Source organism: Gordonia sp. 135, from assembly GCF_009720185.1.
Lineage (GTDB): Bacteria > Actinomycetota > Actinomycetes > Mycobacteriales > Mycobacteriaceae > Gordonia > Gordonia alkanivorans.
In genome coordinates this window covers 3,591,562-3,617,686 of record NZ_CP046257.1, presented here as the reverse complement: position 1 = coordinate 3,617,686, position 26,125 = coordinate 3,591,562, and the positions used below count along the sequence as shown (strand labels likewise).

The 26,125-nt window shown below is 68.2% G+C and carries 24 protein-coding genes; 10 read left to right on the top strand and 14 right to left on the bottom strand.

What is annotated here, in order from left to right; genetic code table 11:
* Positions 1–53: 53 nt before the first annotated feature.
* Positions 54–665 carry a TetR/AcrR family transcriptional regulator gene (locus GKZ92_RS16430; protein ID WP_035751127.1) on the bottom strand — a complete coding sequence of 204 codons (612 nt, stop codon included), beginning with the start codon at positions 663–665 and terminating at the stop codon, positions 54–56.
* A gap of 107 nt (positions 666–772) precedes the next feature.
* On the opposite strand from GKZ92_RS16430, the gene GKZ92_RS16425 reads away from it, so the two are divergent.
* A complete protein-coding gene (locus GKZ92_RS16425) occupies positions 773–1,525 on the top strand; it encodes an SDR family NAD(P)-dependent oxidoreductase (RefSeq protein WP_035751129.1) in 753 nt (250 codons plus the stop codon).
* A gap of 13 nt (positions 1,526–1,538) precedes the next feature.
* Here the strand turns inward: GKZ92_RS16425 and GKZ92_RS16420 are convergent, their stop codons facing one another.
* From GKZ92_RS16420 to GKZ92_RS16405, 4 genes are all read right to left on the bottom strand, one after another.
* Positions 1,539–2,291, bottom strand: coding sequence for an IclR family transcriptional regulator (locus tag GKZ92_RS16420; RefSeq protein WP_035751131.1), 753 nt, complete (start codon positions 2,289–2,291; stop codon positions 1,539–1,541).
* 262 nt (positions 2,292–2,553) lie between these two features.
* Positions 2,554–3,228, bottom strand: a complete 675-nt coding sequence (locus tag GKZ92_RS16415) for an IclR family transcriptional regulator (RefSeq protein WP_006357435.1) — start codon at positions 3,226–3,228, stop codon at positions 2,554–2,556.
* A 182-nt stretch (positions 3,229–3,410) separates the two neighbouring features.
* Positions 3,411–4,325, bottom strand: a complete 915-nt coding sequence (bphC, locus tag GKZ92_RS16410; protein ID WP_005198618.1) for a biphenyl-2,3-diol 1,2-dioxygenase — start codon at positions 4,323–4,325, stop codon at positions 3,411–3,413.
* Between the two features lie 29 nt (positions 4,326–4,354).
* A complete protein-coding gene (locus GKZ92_RS16405) occupies positions 4,355–5,527 on the bottom strand; it encodes an acyl-CoA dehydrogenase family protein (RefSeq protein WP_006357437.1) in 1,173 nt (390 codons plus the stop codon).
* Between the two features lie 240 nt (positions 5,528–5,767).
* Here GKZ92_RS16405 and GKZ92_RS16400 point away from each other — a divergent pair, with 240 nt between their 5' ends.
* A complete protein-coding gene (locus GKZ92_RS16400) occupies positions 5,768–6,253 on the top strand; it encodes a nuclear transport factor 2 family protein (RefSeq protein ID WP_006357438.1) in 486 nt (161 codons plus the stop codon).
* A 16-nt stretch (positions 6,254–6,269) separates the two neighbouring features.
* Here the strand turns inward: GKZ92_RS16400 and GKZ92_RS16395 are convergent, their stop codons facing one another.
* From GKZ92_RS16395 to GKZ92_RS16385, 3 genes are all read right to left on the bottom strand, one after another.
* Complete coding sequence (locus GKZ92_RS16395; protein WP_268902896.1) at positions 6,270–7,379, bottom strand: oxidoreductase; 1,110 nt, start codon at positions 7,377–7,379, stop codon at positions 6,270–6,272.
* Between the two features lie 96 nt (positions 7,380–7,475).
* Entirely contained in the window at positions 7,476–8,015 is a 540-nt protein-coding gene (locus tag GKZ92_RS16390) for a nuclear transport factor 2 family protein (protein WP_042375614.1), read from the bottom strand.
* Entirely contained in the window at positions 8,012–8,515 is a 504-nt protein-coding gene (locus GKZ92_RS16385) for a flavin reductase family protein (RefSeq protein ID WP_006357441.1), read from the bottom strand. Before GKZ92_RS16385 ends, GKZ92_RS16390 begins: the two co-directional genes overlap by 4 nt.
* 182 nt (positions 8,516–8,697) lie before the next feature.
* Between GKZ92_RS16385 and GKZ92_RS16380 the strand changes: the two genes are divergently transcribed.
* From GKZ92_RS16380 to GKZ92_RS16370, 3 genes are read left to right on the top strand one after another with little or no spacing between them, the layout of a single operon-like run.
* Complete coding sequence (locus tag GKZ92_RS16380) at positions 8,698–9,564, top strand: alpha/beta fold hydrolase (protein ID WP_155225442.1); 867 nt, start codon at positions 8,698–8,700, stop codon at positions 9,562–9,564.
* Positions 9,561–10,415, top strand: coding sequence for a MaoC/PaaZ C-terminal domain-containing protein (locus tag GKZ92_RS16375; RefSeq protein WP_006357443.1), 855 nt, complete (start codon positions 9,561–9,563; stop codon positions 10,413–10,415). Before GKZ92_RS16380 ends, GKZ92_RS16375 begins: the two co-directional genes overlap by 4 nt.
* 2 nt (positions 10,416–10,417) lie before the next feature.
* Positions 10,418–11,482 carry a ferredoxin--NADP reductase gene (locus tag GKZ92_RS16370; RefSeq protein ID WP_042375607.1) on the top strand — a complete coding sequence of 355 codons (1,065 nt, stop codon included), beginning with the start codon at positions 10,418–10,420 and terminating at the stop codon, positions 11,480–11,482.
* Positions 11,483–11,544: 62 nt separating this feature from the next.
* Here the strand turns inward: GKZ92_RS16370 and GKZ92_RS16365 are convergent, their stop codons facing one another.
* The 5 genes from GKZ92_RS16365 to GKZ92_RS16345 all read right to left on the bottom strand — a co-directional run bounded on the left by GKZ92_RS16365 (position 11,545) and on the right by GKZ92_RS16345 (position 17,805).
* Positions 11,545–13,092 (bottom strand): FAD-dependent oxidoreductase, encoded by a 1,548-nt coding sequence (locus tag GKZ92_RS16365; protein ID WP_042375605.1) that lies wholly within the window; start codon positions 13,090–13,092, stop codon positions 11,545–11,547.
* A gap of 146 nt (positions 13,093–13,238) precedes the next feature.
* Positions 13,239–14,390, bottom strand: coding sequence for an acyl-CoA dehydrogenase family protein (locus tag GKZ92_RS16360; RefSeq protein WP_042375604.1), 1,152 nt, complete (start codon positions 14,388–14,390; stop codon positions 13,239–13,241).
* Between the two features lie 20 nt (positions 14,391–14,410).
* The gene (locus GKZ92_RS16355) at positions 14,411–15,643 is read right to left on the bottom strand and encodes an acyl-CoA dehydrogenase family protein (RefSeq protein WP_042375601.1); all 1,233 of its coding nucleotides are present in this window, start codon (positions 15,641–15,643) and stop codon (positions 14,411–14,413) included.
* Between the two features lie 90 nt (positions 15,644–15,733).
* Positions 15,734–16,927, bottom strand: a complete 1,194-nt coding sequence (locus tag GKZ92_RS16350; RefSeq protein ID WP_006357448.1) for an AI-2E family transporter — start codon at positions 16,925–16,927, stop codon at positions 15,734–15,736.
* Positions 16,928–17,034: 107 nt separating this feature from the next.
* A complete protein-coding gene (locus tag GKZ92_RS16345; protein WP_035751149.1) occupies positions 17,035–17,805 on the bottom strand; it encodes an IclR family transcriptional regulator in 771 nt (256 codons plus the stop codon).
* A 128-nt stretch (positions 17,806–17,933) separates the two neighbouring features.
* On the opposite strand from GKZ92_RS16345, the gene GKZ92_RS16340 reads away from it, so the two are divergent.
* From GKZ92_RS16340 to dmpG, 3 genes are read left to right on the top strand one after another with little or no spacing between them, the layout of a single operon-like run.
* Positions 17,934–18,746 (top strand): 2-keto-4-pentenoate hydratase, encoded by an 813-nt coding sequence (locus tag GKZ92_RS16340; protein ID WP_035751151.1) that lies wholly within the window; start codon positions 17,934–17,936, stop codon positions 18,744–18,746.
* Between the two features lie 28 nt (positions 18,747–18,774).
* On the top strand, positions 18,775–19,737 hold the full coding sequence (locus GKZ92_RS16335; RefSeq protein WP_035751154.1) for an acetaldehyde dehydrogenase (acetylating): 963 nt from the start codon (positions 18,775–18,777) through the stop codon (positions 19,735–19,737).
* Positions 19,734–20,756, top strand: a complete 1,023-nt coding sequence (gene dmpG, locus GKZ92_RS16330; protein ID WP_035751157.1) for a 4-hydroxy-2-oxovalerate aldolase — start codon at positions 19,734–19,736, stop codon at positions 20,754–20,756. The genes GKZ92_RS16335 and dmpG overlap by 4 nt, the downstream gene beginning before the upstream one ends.
* An 82-nt stretch (positions 20,757–20,838) precedes the next feature.
* Here the strand turns inward: dmpG and GKZ92_RS16325 are convergent, their stop codons facing one another.
* On the bottom strand, positions 20,839–23,238 hold the full coding sequence (locus GKZ92_RS16325; RefSeq protein WP_155225441.1) for an acetyl-CoA acetyltransferase: 2,400 nt from the start codon (positions 23,236–23,238) through the stop codon (positions 20,839–20,841).
* 196 nt (positions 23,239–23,434) lie between these two features.
* On the opposite strand from GKZ92_RS16325, the gene GKZ92_RS16320 reads away from it, so the two are divergent.
* On the top strand, positions 23,435–24,658 hold the full coding sequence (locus tag GKZ92_RS16320) for an acyl-CoA dehydrogenase family protein (RefSeq protein ID WP_155225440.1): 1,224 nt from the start codon (positions 23,435–23,437) through the stop codon (positions 24,656–24,658).
* 17 nt (positions 24,659–24,675) lie between these two features.
* The gene (locus tag GKZ92_RS16315) at positions 24,676–25,980 is read left to right on the top strand and encodes a WS/DGAT domain-containing protein (protein ID WP_006357455.1); all 1,305 of its coding nucleotides are present in this window, start codon (positions 24,676–24,678) and stop codon (positions 25,978–25,980) included.
* Positions 25,981–26,125: the final 145 nt, after the last annotated feature.

Sequence of the window (26,125 nt, the reverse complement as noted above, 5' to 3'; positions counted from 1 at the left end):
CCCCTCGGCCCGATCTGGACAAGGTCGGGCCGAGGGGGCACCAGGTTTCACCCCTACGTGCCGAGATCGCCCGTCGCGCTCGCGGCGGGGTTCCGCATGCCGCTCACGAAGACCGTGATGATGGTGCGTGCCAGGTCTGCCAGGGTGTTCTCCGGCGTCGGGCGGAACCATCGCGAGGCGTGCCAGACCGCGTCGTAGATCAGCTCTTGGAAGACCCTCTGGTCGATGTCGGTGCGGAACTCGCCGAGGTCGACCCCTTCTGCGATCGCCTCCCGCCAGGCGATCTCCATCAGATCCGCGGTCGCCGTCATGTCGGCTTCCACGACCCGCTCGCGCATGTAATCGCCTTCGCGCCGCCAGATCGAGGTGGCGCCGTCGTACTGCTCGTTGGTCTCCAATGCGATCTCGGCGAGTGCCACGAGCCGCTCGACGGGCGCGAGACGGCGTGCCAGCACGTCCTCGCATCGGCTCGAGAGGTCGAGGATGTACTCCCGCATGATCTCGGTGACGATGGCTTCCTTGGACGGGAAGTAGTGGTACAGAGCGCCCGAGTGCACTCCCACCGCATCCGCGATCTCTCGGATCGTGGTGGCGGACACGCCTTTACGTGCGAAGATCGCCGCCGAGCGGTCGAGTATCAGCTTTCTGCGTTGCTGCGGATCCACAAATCCCCACCCCTGCCAGGTTCGGGCACCGTCCGTGCCGTGCACGGAGATTGTGCCACATTCATTGATCAAACGATCAATGAACCGTCTCGGAATGAGGAGTACACATGGTTCTCGATGATCGCGTCGCGCTCGTGACCGGCGCCGGCCAGGGCATCGGCCGGGGAATCGCCCTCGCGTTGGCCGCCGCAGGTGCGACAGTAGCCGTCGTCGGTCGTACGCCGGGCACGATCGAGTCAGTGGCCGGGGAGATCGTCGCCCGTGGCGGCAGCGCCGCACCGTTCACCTGCGACGTCACCGACGAGAGTGCGGTCTCAGCGCTCGTGGCCGCGGTGGCCGGGGAGTTCGGCGGTGTCGACGTGCTGGTCAACAACGCGCAGACGCCGGCGCCGGGGACCCTCCTCGAAATCGACGAGGCCACCTACCGGGCCGCCCTCGACTCGGGCCCGACGGCCACCTGGCGACTGATGCGCGACTGTCACCGGTACCTCCGCGGGGGTGGCGCCGTCGTCAATCTCGGTTCCGCCGCGGGTATCCGGTGGAATCCGTCGGGCACCGGCGCCTACGCTGCCGCGAAAGAGGCGGTGAGGGTGCTGACCCGAACCGCGGCCTGCGAGTGGGCGGCCGACGGTATCCGTGTCAATGCGATTCTCCCGCTGGCGAACTCGCAGACGATGGAGCAGTGGGCGCAGTTCGATCCGGAGGGTGCCGCAGAGTACCTGCAGACGGTCCCGCTGGGGCGTCTCGGTGATCCGGAGACCGACATCGGCCCGGCCGTGGTGTTCCTCTGCAGCGACGCCGCCCGGTACATCACCGGCCACACGCTCGCCGTCGACGGCGGGCAGGCGCTGGTTCGCTGAGGCCGGCCCCGGCTCAGCCCGCGCGCCGGACGGAACCGTTGTCGGACAGGGCCTGCCAGATCGCGTTCGCCGTCGCTCGGACAGGGGTTGCCAGAAGTGCGCCGTCGACCGTCTCCACCGGGCCGGTGACCGCGATCGCGCCGGCGCAGCTGCGCAGGTCGCCGATCGGTGCGGCCACACATGCCACGCCGAGGACGGCCTCGTCGCGCTCATAGGCTGTGCGGCGCTGACGTACGACGGCCATCTCGTTTCGCCGACGCGCCTCCTCGGCCGCCGAGGTCAGGACCTCGACTGTCGGCCTGCGACGCGCGGAACCGTTGTCGCAGAAGGCGAGCAGCGTCTTGCCCAGCGCCGTGCGTCCGGCGGGCTGCAGGCCCCCGATGTGCGTCGGCAGGGCGATGGGGCCGTATCCGACCTTGTCCAGGATTCGGACGTCGTTGCCCTCGAGCACGCCGAGGTGGACGACGAGTCCGGTGGTCGCATACAGCTCGTGCAGGAACGGATGCGCGATCTCCTGGAGTCCTGAACGCCGTCGGGCCAGCGCGCCCCACTCGAACAGTGACCGGCCGAGCGTGTAGGTCTGTCCGTGCCGTTCGACCCACCCCAGGTCGACGAGCTGGGAAAGGAGTCGATGCGCCGAGGATCGGGGGAGGTCCGTTCGATTCGACAGCTGTGAGAGTGTCAGCTCGCCGCCATCGCGGAACTCCTCGAGCAGGACCGCCGCACGGTCGATGACGGCGGGGGAGAAATCGTCACTGTTGCGCATGTGAACCTCCAGCGGGGCAGGCCGGGCGGTGGCCTGAGGGCGCTCGGTGGGGGCGCCCGGGGGACGGTCAGAGATCGACCGGGGCTCATTGATCAAGCGATCAATCAATAGGGAAAAGATAGCAGGACTGTGACGTGTGTCAAAGCCGTTTGCGCGAAAACGTCGAATCACAGCCGCGATGTGCATGGTGACCCGGTGGCGGGCTGTGGCAGCACGAACCGCCCGGCGGCCTGATAGGCCGTCGGGCGAGGCGGGGTGTTCGCTAGGAGAGTGAGTGCACCACGGCGCTCACGCCCCGGCGGAGCTCCTCGTCGGCGCTCGGATGGATGCGGGCGGCCGGGAAGGTCAGCGAGATCACCGCGACGCCCCCCGTGGACTCATGCGTCGCGCCCTGGCCGGCTACGTCGAATGTCGCTGCGAGACAGCGGATGTGTTCGCCGCTGTCGAGGGTGCGGTGGATGTCGTGGAACTGTGTCGGACCGCCGGCCTCATGCCGCGTCAGTGCCGCCCCCTCGGCCGTCTCACCCCGGCCGCGACGCTGGCCGACACGAGTGTCCAGGTTGGCGGCCGCCCACCGTCCGCCGATCTTCTCCAGCAACAGGACATCCTCGCTCGCGGCGACGGCCACGTGAACCGCGCCCCGTGTCCGACGGTAGAGCTGGTAGGCGACGGGCTGCGCCGCTTGGTGGACGCGGTCGTGTACCTGGGCGATCGAGCCCAACTCGGCCATCTTGGGGCCGAGGAGGTAGGTCGTGCCCTCGCGACGGATCCAGCCCACGGCCACCAGTTGCGTCAGCATCCGATGCGTGGTCGAGCGCGGAAAGCCGGTGCGTTCGGCGAGCTCGGTCAGCGTGAGACCTTCGCGATGCCGGAACGGCTCGAGCAGGAGGAGTGCGCGTCCGAGGACGGAGGGGGTCTGGCCGACTGGGGTGGTCACGATGCCTCCGACTATCAGCCCAGGTTCTCGGCCCGCGCTGATTGATTGATCGATCATTCAATGCGATGCTATCGCGCCCGGCGCGCGCAGGGAAGACGATCGGGGACAAAAACGACGGAGCACCGCGACGACGTCGTCGCGGTGCTCCTCTGTGTGGCCGAGAGGCCGAGTGGTCGGGATGCTCAGCCCTCGCCGACCGGGATGAACGCCTTCAACGGCTCCGAGCCGCTCTGATCATGGCCCCAGTAGGCGTCGGCGGTGATCTCCTCGGAGGTGTAGTGCCGCTCGTCGACGAGCATTCCCTCCGTGCCGAACTCCAGGTCCCAGCCGCCGGGGGCCCGGACATAGAACGAGATCATCTTGTCGTTGGTGTGCCGGCCCAGCGTCGACGAGATCGAGAACTTCTGCTTGTTCACCCGGTCGAGTGCCTGACCGACCGCGTCGAGGGTGTCCACCTCGGTCATCAGGTGCACCAGGCCGGGCTCCTCGGTCGGCGGGGCCGGGCACAGCGCGAGGCTGTGGTGCCGCTCGTTGATGCCGAGGAAGCGGACGCGGGCCAGGCCCTCTTCGTCGAGCCTGATGGAGCCGCGCGGCAGGAAGCCGAGCACCTGGGTGTAGAAGTCGTACGACTCGGCGAACTGGGCGCTCGGGAGCACCACGTGTCCCAGTCCGAGGCCGCCGGTGACCCAGCGTCCGCCGAAGGGCGTCACGACGGGGCTGTGGTCGAGCACCGGACCGTAGAAGACCTCGAGCCGGGTTCCGGCCGGATCGTCGAAGGCGATGGCGCCCTCGGCGTCGATGTAGCCGGCTTCCTTGCGGGACATCACCGTGACGGCGACGCCGGCGGCCTCCACTGCCTGACGGACGCGTTCGAGTGCGAACTCGTCACGCACCTCCCAGCCGACGGCCAGTGCCTTGTCGGAATCGCCGGGCAGTACGGCGATCCGCGAACGACGCTCGTCGATCCGCGCGTACAGTGCGTCGGCTTCGGGGCCGCTGCCCACGGCCATGCCCAGGCCGTCGATCAGCAGCTCGCGCCAGCGCGCGACATCGGTGCTCTGGACTCGCAGGAAGCCGAGTCCGCGTAGTTCTGTCATCGTTGTCATCCTCGAGAAGTGTTGTCGGGTCAGATCATCGCGCGGTAGGCGCCCTGCGGGTCGCCACCGAGTTGGGTGAGGGCGGCCGAGTGGTAGATCAGTCCGGGGACGTGGATCGCGTGGGTCAGGCCGACGTGCGCGTCACGCCAGAAGCGCTGCATCGGGGTGTTGAGATGAGCCGCTGCGCCGCCGGCGCGGGCGAAGATCTCGTCCATCGCCCTGGTTGCGCGCCACGCGGCCGACACCTGCGTCCGGCGCCCCTCGGCCCGCTCGGCGAAGCTGATCTCCACGCCCTTCTCGGTCTTGTCCCAGAACCGGTCGACCATCTCCAGCAGGGAGACCCGCGACGCGGAGATCTCCGCTGCGGCCTCACTGATGGCGAACAGGACGTAGGGGTCCTCCTTGATCGGGATGCCGCTGACCTGGACGCGCTCCTTCTGGGCCGCGACGTAGCAGGCGAGTGCGCCCTCGGTCATGCCGATGAGTGCGGAGGTGATGCCCAGCGGGAAGATGTAGGAGAACGGGAACTTGTAGAGGGTCTCGTCACGTCCGGCGTGCTTCCAGCCCTGACCGCTCAGGACGATTTCCGCGTCGATGGTGCGGTAGGTGGGGATGAAGGCGTCCTTGACGATCAGGTCCTTGGAGCCGGTGCCGCGGAGTCCCACGACATTCCAGCTGTCGGCGTCGATCTCGTAGTCCGAACGCGGCAGCACGACGTGGAGGATCTGACCGGTGCGGTTGCCGTCCTTGTCGCCCACCGCGGCACCGATCATGACCCAGCCGCAGTGGTCGGTGCCCGAGGAGAAGGACCAGCGACCGTTGAGGACGTAGCCGCCGTCGGTCGGCACGGCCACACCCATCGGTGCGTACGGGGAGGCCATCCACATGTCGTTGTCGGCGCCCCAGATCTCGTTCTGCGCCTTGTCGTCGAAGGCGGCGAGTGCCCACGGGTGGACGCCGACGATGCCGGCGACCCAGCCGGTCGCGCCGTCGAGTGCCGCTGTGGCCATGACGGTCTCGGCGAACTCGCGAGGGTGCGATTCGAAGCCGCCGTACTCCTTCGGCTGCAACATCCGGATGACCCCCGAGTCGCGCAGGCTCTTCGCCGACGCATCGGTCAGACGCATCAGCGTCTCGCCCTCAGCGGCATCCGCGCGGATCTCGTCCGCGTGCTGCATGATTCTGTCCAATACCTGGCCCATGATGTGACCCTTCCTCGGGACGGCCTCGAGACGGCCGGAGACTTCCGTGTTCTTCCGAACGCACCCGCCTGGTCGGTGCAGGTGTGATGCGTCCTACATTCGCAGTGAGTGTGCGCTCGGCGCACGGGAGTTTCAGTTGAACGGGACAGCGGTGGTGGCCTCGGCCGGGTAGGCGGTAGGAAAGTGGTTGAACGGCCACCGCTTCCGACACCACAGGTCGTCTCGGAGAAGGGATCGCAGATGACAGACATCCAGGAGAAGCTCGACGCTCTGCTCGACCGGGTTCGGGTCCTCGAGGACAGAGCAGCCATCGGTGACGTGCTGAGTGCCTACGGCCCGGCCGTCGACGCGGGCGATGCCGAGGCGGTGGGCAGGCTGTGGGCGCCGGATGCCGTGTACGACCTCGACATCGGCGTCATGAACGGGCGGGCGGCGATCACCGAGATGGTGCGGACCTCACCCCACCAGGACTACATCCACGGTGGATGCGGACATCTGTTGGACCCCATCAACATCCGCCTCGACGGTGACACCGCGGTGGCGACCTGCCACTCCCTTCTCGTGCGCCGCAACACCGACGAGGATTCGTTCCGGGTGTGGCGCGCGAGCGCCAACCGTTTCGAGCTCGCGCGCATCGACGGGGAGTGGAAGATCACGCGTCGGACCGCCCGGCTGCTCGACGGCAGTGCCGACGCGCGCGAACTGCTCGGGCGCGCGTCGGACTGAACCGGCGGAAGGCGTCTCAGACCAGGCTGCCCTCGTGGACCGCACGATCGAACGCGGTCAGCGGGGCGCCGGTCCGCAGAGCGGTTGCCAGCCCCGGGTTGGCCAGGTGCAGTCGGCCGATCGCGATCAGATCGAACTCGCCGGATGCGATGCGGTCGTCCACCTCGCAGATGTTGTCCACCAGCGGCGCCGCACCCTCGATACGGCTGTCGCGCATGGGCTTACCGAGCCCCACGCTGCCCACGGCCATGACGCGAGCGCCGGTGAGCATCTTCGCCCAGCCCGCCAGGGACAGGTCGCTGCCCTCGAAGGCCGGCAGGTCGAATCGTCGGATGCTGGCGTCGAAGACGTCCACCCCGGCGTCGGCGAGCGTCCCGAGGATCACCCCGAGTTCATCGGGGGTTTCTGCGATGCGGGCGGTGTAGTCCTGCTGTTTGTGCTGGGAGAAGCGGAAGAAGATCGGTAGGTCGGGCCCGATCTCCGCGCGGATCGCCTTGACCACTTCGGCGGGGAAGAGGGTACGCGCGTGCAGGTCTCGTCCCCAGCGGTCATTGCGACGGTTGGTGTCGGCCCACAGGAATGCGTCGAGCAGATAACCGTGACCGCCATGCAGTGCGATACCGTCGAAGCCGACCTCGACCGCGTTCGCGGCCGCTGACACGAAAGCGTCGATGACATCGTCGATGTCGCGCTCGGTCATGGGCGGGGTCTCCGGCAGCGAGCGTGCCACGTAGTCATCGGAGTACGAGGTGACCCCGGGGGTGCCCCACCGGCCCGAGGGTCGCATCGGGCGGATCGCCGGGTCGACCTCACACATCGCGCCCCACAGCGGTCCCACGTGCCAGAGTTGCGGGACGATGCGCCCGCCTGCTGCGTGCACCTCGTCGACGACGGTTCGCCAGCCGGTCAGGGCGGCGTCGCCGTACATCCGCGGGACCGCCGGATTGTCCACCGCCGCCACGTGATCGATCGCCACGCCTTCGGTGACGATCAGACCGGTGCCGCCGGCGGCGCGTCGTGCGTAGTAGTGCGCGACGTCGGAGCCGGGGACACCGCCGGGGGAGGAGGACCGGGTCATCGCCGACATCGCGATCCGGTTGGGCAGCTCCATTCCCCGAATGCGCAGCGGCTCGAAGAGAGCGGAGGGGTTGTCGGGTGGCGCAGTGTGCTCGTCGGACGCGGGAAGACCGTCGGATACCGAAGGATTCTCAGACACGGGCGATCACAGCGCTTTCAGGAAACGGAAGAAGTGGGGGGAGGAGTCCACGCGCAGGCGGGTGAGCTTTCGGTAGCTGATCAGCCACTGGCCGTTCACCTTTCGATACTCCTCGTGGTAGTGGCCGAAGCCGCGCAGATGGTACTCGCCGGCGTCGTCGGACCACCAGAGGTTGTCTTCCATCGCCCAGATGCCGCGCGCGGTGGTGGGCGAGGTGAGCACGATCTCGGGACTGTGCCCGTGATGAGCGGTGGTCACGGGGACCGGACCGTCGAGCAACGCGCGGATGGTCGACGCCAGCTTCTCCTTGCCCACCACGCGATTGGACTCGCCGTCGGTACGCGGCTGCTTGTCATCGGGTAGGCCGCCCCACGTCTCGCTGATGACGTCGTCGGTGTGCAGGCCGGCGTAGAGATGCCACTGCTTGGTGTCCATGCAACGCAGACGGACGGCGAAGACCCGTTTGATCTCCTCGATGGCGAGGAGCGCCTCGGCGGCGGACATGCCGTCCGGGATCCCGACGGACACGGCGTCGGTCTCGCTCATGCGGTGAGCCGATCGGCGGGGGAGTCGATCCCGAGCTTGCCGCGGAAGAAGAGGAGGGGGCGTTCCTCGCTGGGCGTCTCGAGTTCCAGCACCCGGCCGATCACCACGTCGTGGTCGCCTGCGGTGTGGACATCGTGGATGTCGGCGTGCACGCGCATCAGCACATCGGGCAACGACGGCGTCGACCAGTTGGACAGCTCCCAGTCCAGGCCGTCGAACTTGCGCCCGTCGCGGGAGCCGAACCGCGAACAGATGTCGGCCTGGTTCTCGTGCAGCACGTTCACCGTGAAGCGTCCGGCCCGCAGGATGCGCGGCCACGACCGGCCGCGGTGATCGGCACAGAACAGGACCATCGGCGGCTCCAGCGACACCGAGGCGAAGGACTGGCAGACGAAACCGGCGGGTCCGGAGTCGTCGAGCCCGGTCACCACGGTCACCCCGCTCGCGAACTGACCAAGCGCCTTACGCATATCAGTCTGGGACATCGCTTCGATCGACATCGTGCACCTTTCCGTTTGTCCGCCGTCGCCGAGAGGCCGGCTCCATCCACCGGGCCAGCGTAGGGTCCGCGGGCGTTCGCGCCCAGCACGCTTTCGTTCAGTGGGAAACCGACACGGCCGGTGTTCCGCTCAACTGGAGCGGTGCTGCACGACGGGGCGCAGCACTGGCAGCCTCACCGTTCATGAGCGTTGACGTCACCTATGGGGGCAGCCGCCGCAGGCTCGAGACGAGCCTGGGCGTGCTGCAGTATCACGAGGCCGGCGAGGGGCCTCCCTTGCTGCTGTTACACGGGTCCGGCCCGGGCGTGACGGGATGGCGGAACTACCGCGGGGTCATCGGCGAGCTCGCCGATCACTTCCGTTGCCTCGTCCTCGAATTCCCCGGCTTCGGCGTCAGCGATCCGGTCGACGGACATCCGATGGTGATGGCCGAGACGGCGGTCGGGGTGTTCCTCGACGGCCTGGGCATCGGATCCGCCGACATGATCGGCAACTCCATGGGCGGGATCGTCGCGACCAAGGTCGCCATCGCCGAACCGGAACGTGTCGGCAAGCTCGTCACCATCGGCGGCATGGGCAAGAACATCTTCTCCCCGGCGCCCAGCGAAGGCATCAAGCTGCTGATGGAGTTCACCGACGAGCCCACCCGCGAACGCCTGATCCGCTGGTTGTCGGCGATGGTCTACGACCAGTCTCTGGTGACCGAGAAGCTCATCGAGGAACGGTGGGGACTGGCCACCGAACCGGAAACCCTCGAGATCGCTCGACGCATGTACAGCACCAAGGCCTTCGCCGCGACGATGGCCGCCAACGCGATGGCCGACACCGTCCCGTACTGGGCACAGCTGCACAAGGTGACGTCCCCGACGTTGATCACCTGGGGCCGGGACGACCGCGTCAGCCCCGTTGACTCGGCGATCCTGCCGATGCGCGACATCCCCGACGCCGAGCTGCACGTCTTCCCCCGCTGCGGGCACTGGGCGATGATCGAAGCCCGCGAGGCCTGGTTGTCGGCCGTGCTGGCCTTCCTGAAGCGCGGTGCGGCATGACGTCATCGGCCGCGCGGACACAGCCGACCGGGACGCCGGCGAACACCGGGGAGTGGCGCGGCGCCGATCTCGGCAGTCGAACCGTTGCCTATGACGAACGCGACGCGATCCTGTACGCACTCGCCGTCGGCGCTCGGGCGGACGAGCTCGACCTCGTCTTCGAGAAGCGGTTGCGGGTGCTGCCGACCTTCGCGCTGACGCTCGCACAGTGGGCCCCGGACGAACTCGGCGCACGCGGCGCCTTCGATCCGACCACTGCTCTGCACGGCTCGCAGCAACTGGACGTGCTGGCCCCGCTGCCACCGCGCGGTGAGGTGACCATGACGGCCTCGGTGGGCGAGGTGTGGGACAAGGGTTCGGCAGCGGTCATCGAGGTGGTGGTCCGCAGTGACCACTTCGTCGCCACCTGGTCGCTGTTCGCCCCCGGCGCAGGCGGATTCGGTGGCGATCGCGGACCGGGTAGGCCACCGGCATCGGATGCGGCGCCGACGATCAGCGGTCCGGTGCGTACGACCGAGAACCAGGCGGCGCTCTACCGGCTGACCGGTGACCGCCATCCCATCCACATCGATCCCGCGGCCGCCGCACGGATCCACCAGCCGCGCCCGATCCTGCACGGGCTGTGCACACTCGGTGTCGCGGCGCTCGACGTGGCGCGGCTGATCGGTGCCCATCCGGCGGATCTGCGTTCGCTCGACGGGCGATTCGCCACCGCGATCTTCCCCGGCGACGACGCGGAACTGCGGGTCTTCGGCGACGGGCGCGAGGTGATGTTCGACATGGTGAGCGGTGGCAATCCGGTCATCGCGAACGGGGCGGCGGGTTTCCACGAGTCCGAAGGGCGGAACTGACCATGACCATCACCGATGTGGCCGAGCAGGTCACGACTTCCTCGCGTGCGGTGCGGCTGGAGGTGGCCGCCGTGATCGAGGAGACCGCGGATGCACGCTCACTGGTGTTCACGGTGCCGGCCGATCGTCGAGCCGACTTCGCCTACACGCCGGGACAGTTCCTGACGCTGCGCATACCCAGCGAGGAGACCGGCTCGGTCGCCCGGTGTTACTCGCTGGCCAGCTCGCCGTTCACCGACGAGCTGCTGAAGGTGACGGTCAAGCGGACCCGCGACGGTTATGCGTCGAACTGGTTGTGTGACCACATCTCCGCGGGTGACACGCTCGAGGTGCTGCCTCCCGCGGGGGTCTTCACCGCCAAGGACTTCGACGACGATCTGCTGCTGTTCGCCGCCGGTAGCGGGATCACCCCGGTGATGTCGATCCTGAAATCGGCTCTGAGCCAGGGGTCGCGGAAGGTGGTGCTGCTCTACGGCAACCGCGACGAGAAGTCGGTGATCTTCGCCGCCGAACTGCGGGAACTCGCAGCTGCACACGGCGATCGGCTCACGGTGATCCACTTGCTGGAGAGCGTGCAGGGTCTGCCGACCGTGCCCCAGCTCGCAGCGCTCGCCGCCGCCTACGCCGACCACCGCGTCTTCCTGTGCGGCCCGGGCCCGTTCATGGACTCGGTTCACGCGGCGACGGCGTCCGCCGGGTTCACCCGGGACCGGGTGCACGCCGAGGTCTTCACCTCGCTGTCCGGTGACCCGTTCGCCGACGTCGAGCTGCCCGACGTGGACGCCGATGCCGGTGATGCGGCGTCGGTGACGGTGAACCTCGACGGGCAGGAACACGAGTTCCCCTGGCCCCGCACGGCGACCCTGGTGGATGTTCTCCTCTCTAAGGGGATCAACGTCCCGTTCTCGTGCCGCGAGGGTGAATGCGGTTCGTGCGCAGCCACACTGACCACCGGTGAGGTCGACATGGACAACAGTGCGGTCCTCGACGAGGAGGACATCGCCGGCGGGATCATCCTGGCCTGCCAGGCACGGCCCCGCAGCGAGAACCTCAGCGTGGAGTTCTAGCATTCACGTCCCCCGGATCGCACAGCGGCGCAGGCGAGAGACCGCCTGCGCCGCTGTCGTGTTCACCGCAGCAGGTCGCTACCGAGCATGTGATGGACCGCGCGGTACGAGAACGTCATCGCGGTGCCGAGCGGGACTCCCGGACCGGGGTAGATCGCCCCGCTCACCGACGCGCTCGTGTTTCCTGCGGCGTACAACCCCTCGATCGGGCTGCCGTCGACCGTCAACACGCGGGCATCGGCGTCGGTCCGGACACCGCCCTTGGTTCCGAGGTCACTGAGGACGATGCGCGCCGCGTAGAACGGCCCGGTCGCAATCGGCGGCAGCGCCACGTTGGGCAGCTCCCGCGGCGGGCAGAAGAACGTGTCATACGGGTCGCCGCCGCGGCCGAAGTCCTCGTCGACGCCGCGTTCGGCGAAGCCGTTGAACCTCTCGACCGAGGCGCGCAGCGTGGCCGCGTCGACGCCGATCTTGGCGGCCAGTTCCTCGATCGTCTCCGCCGAGACCCAGGTGCCCGCGGCGAAGTGGTCGTCGGCCGAGGCCTCCGGAATCGACATCGCCGGCAGGACCGGGCCGCCCTCGGACGAGTCGAAGATCAGGTACGACGGCAGCGCGGACTCGCCACGCGCGATCATCTCCCGGCCGAACCGGTCGTAGGGCAGCGACTCGTTGAGGTAGCGGTTGCCGGTGGCGTCGACGAGAATGCCACCGCGGACACAGACCATGAAAGCGCCCGAGCCGTCCGGCAATTCGACGCCGGGGCAGAACCACGCCTGATCGAGGAGTGCGGTGTCGGCGCCGAGCGCGACGGCCGCGCGGATCATGTCACCGGTGTTGGCGCCCGCCGGGCCCATGCTCCACTGCGACTTGCCGGGGGTGCCGTGGGCGGCGCGCATCTCCTCGCTGCCCTCGATGCCGCCGGCGGCGAGCAGGACACCGCGCTCGGCCCGGACACGAAGCGTCCGACCATCGGCATCGGTGGCCTCGACACCCACCACCCGATCGTCCTCGGTCAGGAGCCGGGTGACCGATGTGCGGGCGCGCAGGTCCGCACGACGGGTGCCCCGCAGCGCCAGCAGGAGTCGCCCGATCAGCGCCCGCCCCGCGATGAGGGTCTCGTCGGGGTGCAACTGTCCGGCGCGGTCGACGATCGGAGCCGGACGCACCAGCTCGCGCACCTCTCCGGCAGCCTCGCTCGGCAGGTCGACCGGGATGATCGACCGGCCGGCATCCATGCGTCCCGGAGCGTCGAAGTAGTCGGGGAACGGCTGGTATTCGAACTCCAGGTGCGGATCGCGTTCGAGGAACTCGACCACCGCCGGTGCGGTCGTCACATACGCATCCTGCCGGTCGGCCTCCGCGTCACCGAGCAGTGCCCGCAGATAGGTGCGGGCGTTGTCGGTGGAGTCGTCGAGACCTGCTCGCTCCTGAACGACGCTGCCGGGCAGCCACAGTGACGCACCCGAGTACGACGATGTGCCGCCGAAGAGCGCGGTCTTCTCCAGAACGACCGTGTCCAGTCCGTTCGCCGCCGCGGTGTAGGCGCCGGCGAGGGCTCCGCCGCCCGACCCGACCACCACGACATCGCAGCGAATATCCCAGTCCTGCATGCTTTCTACCTCCGAGTTGTTCGTAGGTGTCATGCAATCGCACGGTGTGACCCGACGCACGCGGGTTCCCGCCCATTGAACATCCCGGACACAGAACTCCCCCGACGCAACGGGGGCCGTCGCGACGGGGGAGCGGATACCTGGTGTCAGGCGTCGATCTGTGCGGTGGCGGTCGCGAACCGCGCCAGATGCGCATCGGCGGTGCCGAACTCGTACTCGATGGCGGTGAGGCGCTTGAAGTAGTGGCCGATCGCCAGCTCCTCGGTCATGCCCATGCCGCCGTGCAGCTGCACCGAGTTCTGCCCGATGAAGCGTGCGGCCCGGCTGATCGTCGCCTTGGCGGCCGAGACCGCGGCGGCGCGTTCGGCGGGCTCGGCGTCGAGCGACAGGATCGCGAAGTACTGGGCGGCCACCGACTGCTCGAGCTGCAGGTGCATGTCCACCATGCGGTGCTGCAGCACCTGGAAGCTGCCGATCGGGACGCCGAACTGTTCGCGTTGCTTGGCGTATTCGACCGTGTCGGTGAAGACCTTGCGCATCAGTCCGACGGCCTCGGAGACCACGGCGGCGGTGGCGGTGTCCCAGGCCTTCTCGAGCAGGTCGATGGCACCGTCGCCGGCGATGAGTGCGTCACCGGGGAGCCGGACGTCGGTGAACGTGATGTCGGCGGCCTGCCGGTCGTCGATGGTGCGCAGCCGCTGCAGTTCGAGTCCCTCCGGCGCGCCGTCGGCGAGATCGATCAGGAACAGCGAAACGCCCGCCGGATCGTGCGGCTCACCCGAGGTGCGGGCACTGACGATGAGGTAGTCGGCGATGGGTGCGGTGGTGACGACGGCCTTGCTGCCGTTGAGCTTCCATCCCTCGCCGTCGCGGTCGGCGCTCGTCTCGATGCGCGACAGCACGCCACCCGAGCCGTCCTCCAACGCGGCGAGCGCGCTCAGGGCCTCCCCCGCGGCGATCCGGCCGGCGGCTTCGAGCGCGACGGCGTTGCCGGTCGAATGCAGCAGTCCGGCACCGAGAACCACCGAGTCGACGAACGGCTCGACGACCAGCGCGTGTCCGAGTGCCTCGGTGACGACCATCAATTCCTCGGCGCCGCCGCCGAATCCGCCGATCTCCTCGGGCAGGCAGGCGCCGACGACACCGAGGTCCTCGACGAAGGCCTTCCAGATCTTGGGCTGCCAGCCCTCGCCGACCTTGGCCGCGTCGCGGCTGACCTGCAGGTCGTAGCGTGCGTCGAGGAACTTGTTGAGTCCGTCGGACAGCAGCTGCTGTTCGGGGGTGAGTGTGAAGTCCATCAGTTTTCTCCTGTGACCCGTCAGAGACCGAGAGCTGCTTTGGCGAGGATGTTCCGTTGAATTTCGTTGCTGCCCGCGTAGATCGAACCCGCGCGGTCGTTGAAGTAGTGCAGCGGGGCGACGGCCTGCCAGGGCTCACCGCTGACGTAGCCGTCGGTGGGCGGCGTGTACTGGAAGATCGGACCGCCCGGGCGGGTCGCATGCGGCTGGAAGACGCGGCCGTGCGGGCCTGCGGCCTCGAGCGCCAGAGTGGTGATCTCCTGGCTCAGCTCGGTGCCCAGGATCTTCAGCATCGACGCGATCGAGCCGGGATCCTTGCCCGACGTCATCGCTGCAAGTGCTCGGTACTCGAGGACTTCGAGGATCTTCGCGCGGATCTGGAGGTCGGTGAGCTTGCCCGCGAACGCCGGATCCTCCGACAGCGGACCGCCGTTGGGTGCGGTCACCGAGGCGGCGTCACGGCCGAGCTGCTCGGCCATGACCTGCAGGGCCGGGGCGGCCGCACCGCCGCCGCGCTCGAAGACGAGGAGGTACTTGGCGACGGTCCAGCCGTCGTCGATCTTGCCGAGCACGTTCTTCTTCGGGACGCGCACGCCATCGAAGAACACCTGCGCCTGGACCTGCTCGCCGGAGGCGAAGACGAGGTTCTGGACCTCGATGCCGGGGGAGTTCATGTCGATGAGCAGGAAGGTGATGCCCTGCTGTTTGCGCTCCTGGCGCGAGGTGCGGACCAGGCAGAAGATCCAGTTGGCCTCGGCGGCGTGGGTGGTCCAGATCTTGGAACCGGTGACGACGAGGTCGTCGCCGTCGTCGACCGCGGCCATGGACAGCGACGCGAGATCGGAACCGGATTCGGGCTCGGAGTAGCCCTGGCAGAAGAAGACGCTGCCGTCGAGGATGCCGGGGAGGAAGAAGTTCTTCTGCTCCTCGGTGCCGAACGCCATGATCGCGTGGGAGACCATGCGGATGCCCATCGGCGACAGCGCCGGTGCGCCGGCCAGGATCGACTCGCGGCTGAAGATGTAGTGCTGCGACTGCGACCAGTCGCAACCGCCGTACTCCACCGGCCAGGCCGGCGCGGCCCAGCCGCGCTCGTGCAGGATGGCCTGCCACGTCATCGAGGCTTCGTGGTCGGAGTAGACCGAGGTACGCAGCGTGCCCGCCGCCCGCAGGTCAGGAGTGAGCTTCTCGTCGAGGAAAGCCCGTACCTCGTCGCGGAACGCGGTGTCGGCCGGAGACCAGTTCATGTCCATGGGCGGTGCGCAACCTATCTGTAAACGGTTGTGGTCAGATTGGGGTCGAATGGCAATCTACCGAATGTTCGCTCCGGAGCGTAGTCCGGCTCACGAATCGGTTCCCAGTGTGACGTGCGCGGGGTCGTCCGGGGGCGATTCGGGCGTCGTCGGCGGGGGCGACTCCTCGGGAACCGGCTTGGTGCCCGACGAGGACAACAGGACGTCGGCCCAGCGGGTGGCCGGGTCGATGTCGATGAGCAGGGCCTTGGCCAGCAGCGTCAGCGGTACCGCCAGGATCGCACCCAGGGGCCCGATCGCCCAGGCCCAGAAGATCAGGGACAGGAACGTCAGCGTCGTCGACAGGCCGACGGCGTCGCCGACGAATTTCGGTTGGATGACCGATTGGATGATCACGTTGATGACGCTGTAGACCGCGATGACGACGAGCATCTTGGTGACGCCGCCGTCGAGCAGCGCGAGAAGCGCGGGCGGTACGAGACCGATCACGAACCCGATGTTCGGGATGTAGTTGGTGATGAAGGACAGCAGACCCCACAGGATCGGCAGCGGGACCGACAGCAGTGCGAGGGCGATGCTGTCGAAGACGGCGACGATGAGGCCGAACACCGTCGACACCCACAGGTAGCTCCGGGTGCCCTGGGCGAAGGAGCCGAAGGCCGCGGCGATGTCGGGACGCATCCCGCGCAGGTGTTCCATCCGGGCGTCGAAGCCCACCGAGTCGGCTGCCATGAACAGCAGCAGGGCGAGCACGAGAACGAGGGCCGACGCGACGCTCAGCGTGCTGGAGAGCAACTCGGTGACCACGTTGACGACCTTGCTGGTGTCGACATTGGAGATCATGTCGTGGACCTTGTCCTGGCTGACCCCGTGGGCGGTCAGGAAGTCCTGGAAGCTCGTGATGATGTCGTTGAACTTGTCGTCGTAGTCCGGCAGGATCGATGCGAGTCTGGCCACCGAGAACACCAGTGACGCGAACAGTCCGATCAGGATGCCGTAGACGAGGACGATCGTCGTCAGGAATGCCGCCCAACCGGGAAACCCTTTGGTGCGCAACCATCTCGGCACCGGTTGCACTGCCACGGTCAGCATCAGCGCCAGGAACGTCGGCGCCGCGAACGACGAGACCGCCTTGATGCCGCCGACCGCGACCACCAGACCGGCGATGGTGATCAGGACTATCGTTCCGCGGGGGAGCGTCCAGGCGGGCGGGTCGGTGCGGTAGGGCGGTGCCTCGGGCGCGCGCGTGGTGGCTCTGGAGCGGTTCGTGCCCCGACGTGCCATGCTCTCGCCTCACTCTCTGTACGACGCGGATCGTGCACGGTGTGCGCGACCGTCATCCAGTGTTCAGTACGACGATCTGCGGCGGAGTGCTTTCCGGTGGCGGGGTGTCAGCCGTCGATGATGTGGGCCCGTCGTGCCAGCGTCGAACTCGCCCCCGCCGCGGCGGCCCGGACCGCGGTCGCGTGCGCTCTCGGGTGGAAGCGGTGTACCGGGCCGGTGACGCTGATCGCGGCGAGCGGGGCATCGTCGGCGTCGAGTATCGGGGCGGCGACGCAGACGAGGCCGAGGGTCGATTCCTCGAACTCGAAGGAGACCCCGTCCTCGGCGATCTGGGAGAGCTGTGCACGAAGGAGCCCGGGGGCGACGATGGTGTGCGGTGTGCGCCGGCGCAGTGGGCGAGCGAGCTGCTCGGCGATGACGGGATCCGGCGAATTCGCCAGCAGTGCTTTCCCGATGGCTGTGCAGTACAACGGCATTCGACCACCGAGTCGCGACGGGGCGGCGGCCTGGCGATGTCCGCCGATCTTCGAGACGTAGACGACCTCGAGATCCTCGGGGATGCCGAGATGGACGGTTTCGCCGGTACGGACGTAGAGGTCCTGCATGAACGGCGTCGCGACTTCGATCAGTCCTCGCTCCGGGGATGCGCGCATGCCGAGCTCGAACAGCCCGCTGCCGAGCGCGTACCCGCCCGCTGTGCGGGTGAGAAGACGAGCGGCGACGAGCTGGCCGGCCAGTCGGTGCACGGTCGTCTTGGGGAGCGCGGTGCGCTGGGCGAGGTCGGCGAGCGTGACCTGCCGGTCATTGGAGTCGAAGGCCTGGAGCACGGTGATCGCCTTACCCAGCACGCTCGAATGGTCGAGCTGTTCCTGGCTCATCTGCGACCTCCTGTCGTACCGCTCACCGGAACGCGATGCTCGACCCAGGGTATAGCGGCACCCCACGATGGTGCGGAGTCGCCCGAGGAGATCGCGGCCGACGACCGAACCGACAACAGAGGCAGCACATGAGTTCCCCGACCTCGGCCCCCGACCGAACCGACCGCGACCCCGCGATCGCCGCTGCGGCGCAACGGCTCAGCAGCGCGCTGACGAATCGCCGGCCCTGTGCGCCGATCCGAGATCTCATCGCGGCCGACGACATCGAGTCGGCCTACCGTGTACAGACGCTGTTCAACGCCGACCGGACCGCCGCGGTCGTCGGCCGCAAGATCGGGGCCACCTCGGTGGCCGTGCAGACCCAGCTCGGCGTCGACCAGCCCGACTTCGGAGTGCTGTTCGCCGACATGGCCTTCGGCGACGGTGAGACGATCCCGATGGGGACACTCCTGCAGCCCAAGGCCGAGGCTGAGGTCGCGTTCATGTTGAAGAGCGACCTGGCCGACGGCGACCTCGACATCGAGCAGTGCCGCGCCGCCATCGACTACGCCGCGCCGGCCCTGGAGATCGTCGACAGCCGGATCACCGGCTGGGACATCACCTTCGCCGACACCGTCGCCGACAACGCATCCGCCGGGCTGTACGTGGTCGGTGACGCTCGCCGCACCCTCGACGAGTACTCGCCGGTCGACTCGACGATGACCATGACGATCGACGGCGAGGTCGTCTCGGAGGGCAACGGGGCCGCGTGTCTCGGGGATCCGCTCAACGCCGTCGCGTGGCTCGCGCGCCGGGCCCGCCAGTTCGGGGAACCGCTGCGCGCGGGCCAGCTGATCCTGTCGGGTGCGCTGGGACCGATGCGGCCGATCGCCCCCGGTGCCACGGTGACCGCCGAGATCGGCGAACTCGGTTCGGTGACAGCACATTTCACCTCCAATTGACTCTTCCGCACATCCAAGGAGAAGGACCATGACAACAGACACGCCACGGACCAAGGTGGCGATCATCGGCTCGGGCAACATCGGTACCGACCTGATGATCAAGGTGCTGCAGCAGTCGCAGTATCTCGAGATGGGGGCGATGGTCGGTATCGACCCCGATTCCGACGGCCTCGCGCGCGCCCGCGCAAAGGGCGTGCCGACGACGCACGAAGGTGTCGACGGCCTCACGCGCATGGAGGGGTTCGACGAGATCGAGATCGTCTTCGACGCCACCTCGGCCAAGGCTCACGTCGCCAACGACGCCCTGCTCCGCCCACTGGGCAAGCGGATGATCGACCTGACCCCGGCGGCCATCGGCCCCTTCGTCGTGCCCGCGGTCAACCTCGCCGACCACATCGACGCGGAGAACGTGAACATGGTGACCTGCGGTGGGCAGGCGACGATCCCGATCGTCGCGGCCGTCTCGCGTGTCGCGCCCGTCGCCTACGCCGAGATCGTCGCCTCCATCTCGTCACGTTCGGCCGGGCCGGGTACCCGCGCGAACATCGACGAGTTCACCGAGACCACGTCGAAGGCGATCTGCTCGGTGGGCGGCGCACAGCGCGGCAAGGCGGTCATCATCCTCAACCCCGCCGAGCCGCCGCTGATCATGCGCGACACCGTGTTCTGCCTCGTCGACGCGCCCGACGAGGGCACGCACGAGGAGATCCGGTCCTCGATCGAGAAGATGATCGGCGACGTCGCCGCCTACGTGCCCGGGTACCGCCTCAAGCAGGAGATCCAGATCGCCGCGATCCCGGCCGATCAGCCCGTCCACACCCTGCTCGAGGACGGCACCGAGATCACCCCGACGCACCAGGTGTCGGTGTTCCTCGAGGTCGAGGGCGCCGCACACTACCTGCCCGCCTATGCGGGCAACCTCGACATCATGACCTCCGCCGGCCTGCAGGTCGCCGAGCGGATCGCGCAGCAGAAGGACAACGCACGATGAGCAAGATCTTCGTCCAGGATGTGACCCTGCGCGACGGCATGCACGCCGTCCGCCACCGCATCACCCCGGAGAACGTCGGCAAGATCGTGCGCGCCCTCGACGCGGCCGGTGTCGACGCCATCGAGGTCGCCCACGGCGACGGTCTCGCCGGCGGCTCGGTCAACTACGGGCCGGGCAGCAACACCGACTGGGAGTGGATCGAGGCGGCCGCGGCCAACATCACCAACGCGCGCCTGACCACCCTGCTGTTGCCGGGCGTGGGCACCATCGAAGAACTGCAGCACGCGTACGACCTGGGTGTGCGGTCGGTGCGCGTGGCGACTCACTGCACCGAGGCCGACGTGTCGGCGCAGCACATCGCCAAGGCGCGCGAGATCGGCATGGACGTCTCGGGCTTCCTGATGATGAGTCACATGGCCGAGCCCGCGAAGCTGGCCGAGCAGGCCAAGCTGATGGAAAGCTATGGCGCACATTGCGTCTACGTGACCGACTCGGGTGGCCGATTGACCATGGACGGAGTGGCCGACCGGGTTCGGGCGTACCGCGACGTTCTCGACGCGGGCACCGAGATCGGCATCCACGCGCACGAGAATCTGTCTCTGTCGGTGGCCAATTCGGTGGTCGCGGTGGAGAACGGTGTCTACCGCGTCGACGCCTCACTCGCCGGACACGGTGCGGGAGCGGGTAACTGCCCGATCGAGGCCTTCATCGCGGTCGCGAACATCAAGGGTATGCAGCACGGTTGCGACCTCTTCGCCCTGCAGGACGCCGCCGACGACATCGTCCGCCCGCTCCAGGACCGTCCGGTGCGTGTCGACCGCGAGACGCTGACCCTCGGCTACGCGGGTGTGTACTCGAGCTTCCTGCGCCACGCGGAAGCCGCGAGTGCCCGGTACGGCGTCGACGTCCGGTCGATCCTGCTCGAGGCGGGCAACCGCAAGCTCGTCGGTGGCCAGGAGGACATGATCGTCGACATCGCACTGGATCTCGCGGCAGCGGAGACTGCGCAGGCGGGCTGAGTTCGTCCTTTTGATTCAGGTTGCGTTCTGTCCCGGGAAGCGGGACAGAACGCAACCTGAATCAGGGGCTACCCGGCGAGGATCAGCGGCCCTTCCACTCCGGAGCTCGCTTCGTCACGAACGCCATGATGCCCTCGAGGGTGTCGCCGCTGATGATCAGCGAGTCGAGCACGTTGGTGCTCGCGCGGACCGCTTCGACGGTGTCGGTGATCGCGTCCGACTGCTCCATGGTCGCGATGGACGCGCGGACCGAGGTCGGCGACGCGGCGAGGATCTCTTCGGCCACCTCGCGGGCGGTCTCGAGAACCTTTCCGGCCGGGGCGATCCGGCTGACCAGTCCGGCGGCAGCGGCCTCGGTGGCCGAGATCCGGCGACCGGTCAGGATCATGTCGCGGGCCAGTGCCGGCGGGATCAGCCGCGGAAGGCGGACCAGACCGCCTGCGGCGGCGGCCAATCCGACCTTCACCTCGGGCAGACCGAACGAGGCCTCCTCGTCGGCGACGATGATGTGGCAGGCCATGGCGATCTCACACCCGCCGCCGAGAGCGAAACCGTTGACGGCGGCGATGACCGGCTTGGGCAGGCTCGCACGTGCGGTGAGCCCGGCGAATCCGTTCTTGGGCACGGACAGTGCGGCCGGGCTGGCCGTCGCGGCGAGGTCGTTGCCCGACGAGAAGGCCTTGTCGCCCTTGCCCGTCAGGATCGCGACCCAGAGGTCGTCGTCGGCGAAGTAGGCGTCGAAGATCGAGTCCAGTTCGGCGTTGGCGGCCGGGTTGAGTGCGTTGCGCGCGTCGGGCCGGTTGATGGTCACCTCGAGCAGGTGTCCGTCGCGACGGATCTCGACGTGCGCGTAGCTGTCCCGGAACGCCGGTGCGACCACGGGGTATTTGGCGTCCATCGCCGCCTCGGTCAGCTTGACCCGGTTGCCCTTGTCGAAGGAGCGCACCACGATCTCGGTGCCGGCGGGATCGTCCGACGTCAGCAGGAGGTCGAAGAACTCGTCGTCGTCGGAGTCGAGGTTGGCGACGAACCGGGCGCCGAGGCGATCCGGCGCGGCGTCGTCGATGAGGCGGCCGATCACGACGCCGGTTCGCTTGCCGCTCTTCGACGGGATCACCGTGTAGGTCTCGATGATCGCCGGGCCGTCGGCGTCGCCGACGGTGGGAACGGTGGGCACCGCGTCGAGCTGCGCCTGGACCTTGGCGCTGTTGTCGGCGCGCCACGGTGCCGGGGTCGTCGAGTAGACGCCGGCCGCGTGCTTGCTGAGCACACCGCCGTTGGCGATGACGAGACCGAAGTCTCCGGGGGATTGCCTTACGCGCGAGACGACCTCTGCGATGGCATGCAGCGAGTAGTTGTTGCCCGGACCGCCGAAGAACGGCAGGCCGCCGGTGACGGTGAGTCCGCGCGGGTCGTCGGCGGAGAGGCCGAGCCCGTCGAGGATGTTGAAGACCGCGATCGGGAAGCAGCTGTAGATGTCGATGACCGAGACGTCGTCGAGACCGATCTCGGCGACCTCGAGCGCATGCTTCACGGCAGCGGGGGCGGCCGGTGCGGCGCCGAGGTCGGGGCGGTCCAGCGAGGTGCGCTCGACGGTCTCGGCGTGGCCGTGCAGGAAGACCCACTTCGACGGGTCGATGCCGGCGGCCTGCGCGGCCCGGATCGACATGACGACCGCGGCGGCCGACTGGTTCACCTGGTCGCGGGCGACGATGTAGCGCGTGAACGGATCGGCGACGACCCGGTTCCCGTCGGTCGGGGTGACCAGCTCGGCGGCGTCGCGTTCGGTCGGGGCGGCCGAATGCGGGTTCGCCGCGGCGACCTTCGTGAAGGGTGCGAACAGCTCGCCCATCGCGGTGGCGTACGCCTCGCGGCCCAGGCCGGTGTTGTGGCGGCGGGCGTTCTCCAGCAATGCGTACTGCGGGATCACGGAGGCGAGACCGTGACGCATCTCGGCGACGGTGATGATGCCCTTGAGGCCGAAGCCGCGGTCCTCGAGTTGTCCGCCGACGGTCTCGGCGAAGCTGGGACGCTCGTTGTCGGGCTTGGATTGCAGGTGACGCACGGTCGACATGACCTCGACGCCGAAGATGACCGCGGCGTCGGAGTCGCCCGCGGCGATGACGCCGGCGAGTTCGGTGAGCATCGTCTGCGGGGTCTGGCCGCCGGTGACGGCCTGCACGGCGCGGCGGGGGTCGGCGCCGACGCGCTTGCCCACGGCGCGGGGCATGTTGTCCGGGCGGCCGAGCGGCGACGAGGACAACGGGCTCGAGATCTCGAACGAACGGATCGCCGCGATGGTGTCGATGGAATACGCGAGGTCGGAGGCACCTGCGTCGTCGAAGGCGGCGGTGACGGCGCGCGCCGCGAGGTCCGCTTCACCCAGCGCTTCGTATCCGGGATCGGTCAGACGCTCAGAGGCCTGGCCGACACCGACCACGACGGGGGTGTTCGGATCGAGATCAGCGATCGAGATTGGCATACGCCCACAATGGCACAAACGCGTGATCGGCGTCTCAACGTGGTCTCGGATGCGCCATACCTGCGGGTTCGGCCTTCAGTGTGGCGGTGGATCCGGGCCTTGGGAACGTTGCGTTCAGCGCGGTTTCAATCGTGGCCGAAGGGCGGGGCGGCGGCGACACTTCTCGCCGAGAAGTCTGTACCGAAAGGACCATGTGATGACCGCAACCGTGCCCACGAGCACGTCGGCCGCCGGCACCACCGACGACCGGCTCGACGAGGTGTTCGCCCCGATCTTCGCTCGCATCGCCGAAGGCGCAGTGGCTCGCGAAGACGATCGCCGCCTCGCACACGACGAGGTGTCGTGGCTGCGCGAGGCGAAGTTCGGCGCGCTGCGCGTGCCGGTCGAGCTCGGCGGGTACGGTGCCTCGGTCCGTCAGGTGTTCCGGCTCCTCGTCGACCTGGCCACCGCGGAGTCGAACCTCCCGCAGGCGTTGCGCGTGCACTGGTCGTTCGTCGAGGATCAGCTCACCGCGCTGCCCGATCCCGAGGCCGAGCGCTGGCTGCGCAAGGTTGCGGAGGGCACGCTCGTCGGGAACGCCATCACCGAGCCCGGTGTCGGCGCGATCGACCGCTACCAGACGCGCCTGACCCGGGACTCCGACAGCGATGACGCATGGCGCCTGGACGGCACCAAGTACTACAGCACCGGCAGCCTGTACTCCCACCACATCCTGGTCGCCGCCGACCAGGACGGTGAGCGCGTCTCGGTGCTCGTCGACGCCGACGCGCAGGGCGTCATTCAGCACGACGACTGGGACGGCTTCGGTCAGCGTCTGACCGCCAGCGGGACCACCGAGTTCAGCGGCGTGCAGGTGTCCGCGGACCGCATCCTCGGCCCGGGTTACGGCGTCTCCGGTCGCACCTACGCCACCTCGTACCTGCAGCTCGTGCAGCTGTCGGTGCTGGCGGGCATCGCGCAGCGTGCCACCGAGGACGTGAGCGAATGGGTGCGCGAACGCAAGCGCACCTTCACCCACTCGACCGCCGACCTGCCCCGCCACGATCCGCTGGTGCAGCAGGTCATCGGCCGGTTGACGGCGGCCGCCTACTCGGCGCGCACCATCGTCCTCGAGATCGCCGATCGGCTCGACCGGCTCGCCGAGACCGGCTGGCAGGACGAGAAATTGCTCGACGAGGTCGAATTCGACGTCGCCCGTGCGCAGGCGACCGTCATCCCGCTGGTGCTCGACGCGACCACCCAGCTGTTCGAGGTCGGCGGCGCGTCGATCACCTCCGAGCGGCTGCGCCTCGATCGCCACTGGCGCAACGCCCGCGTGATCTCGGTACACAATCCGCTGATCTTCAAGCTGCAGGCCATCGGCGACCACGTGCTCAACGGCACCGAGCTGCCCTACGCCTGGAGTGCCGGCCAGAAATAGGGGGCTACCCTGGCCGCATGCAGCGGATGGCGGCGGCGGACGCCGCGTCGTACTGGATGTCCGAACGCATCCCAAACGACCAGCTGCTGCTGTACTGCTTTGCCGCACCGTCGATCTCGCTCGACGAGTGCGCCCGGCGACTGTCGGCGCGGGCGAGGCACGTCGACGACCTGTGCCTACGGGTCCACGACGTCCCGGCGACCGCCGACCGTCCGTACTGGGTCTCCGCCGAACCCGCACCCGACCAGGTCCGCGTCGACACCACGACGCGGACCTGGTTGTCGTGTCTGGACACCGTCGGCGACCTCGTCGCAGATCCGCTGGTGCCGTCCCGAGCGGCCTGGCGTCTGCATCTGTTCGGTCCGGTGACCGACCTTCCGGCCGGTTGTGGTGAGTCGGTCACGGGAGTCGTTGTCGTATTGCAGATCTCGCATGCGATCGGTGACGGTCGGCGCGCATCGCAGATCGCCCGGGACCTGTTCACCGCGCCGTACGACAATCGCCGTGGTGGCGGCTTCGGAATGCCCGGGCCGGTTCGCGATGTCGGAACCCTCGCGCTGGGTGCACTGCGGTTCCCCGGAGAATTCGTCTCGACGGTCCGACGCGGAGTACAGGTCGCTCGGATTGGGAAACCGGCGAATCCGGGAAAGCCGGGTTATCCGCTGACGACACTGAACCGCAGCCCCGGGTCGCGGCGACTCCTACGGGTCATCGTGCTCGACCGCGAGCGTCTCACCGCAGCCGGGTCTCCGGTCACCGTCGCCGTGCTCGTTGCCATCTCGCAGGCGCTACCGCGATACCTGGGCGACGATTGCAGACGTCTCGGTGTAGAGCTCACGGTCGGACGATCAAATAAATCGGAAGCGCGCAACAACTTTCGCAATGTGGGGATCGATCTTCACCTCGAAGTCGACGATCCGCATGAACGAGCACGACTCGTCCGCGCCGAGATCGACGCCGCCCGTGCGGCCGACGCCGACCCCGCACGAGTCGCGCAGCGACGCGTATCGGAGGTCACTCCGGCGATCCTCACGCGCTGGGGCATCCGGGCCTTCGACCTCGACACCCGACCCGAGACGGTCACCGGCGTGACCGTGGTGTCCTCCGTCGACCGCGGTGCCGCCGACTTCGACCTCGATGGCGGCGAGATCCTGTTCACCACCGGCTTTCCCGCCCTGTCGCCGGTACAGGGCCTCACCCACGGGGTGCACGGCATCGGCGACCGCGTCGCGGTGTCGGTGACCACGAGCCCGGACGTCATGCCCGACGTCGACCGGTATGTGGAGTTGCTGCGGGCCGGTTTCGATACGACTCGTCGCTAGGGTCAACTGGAAATCGGACGTGTTGACGTTGGGGCGAGTAGGAAGGGCCGGGTTCACACGAACCCGGCCCGGGTGTTGGTCTAGCGGTGGTTTGGTTCCCGCTCAACCGCTTCCTTCCCGCGGTGTCTGTTTCCTTCCCGCGGGT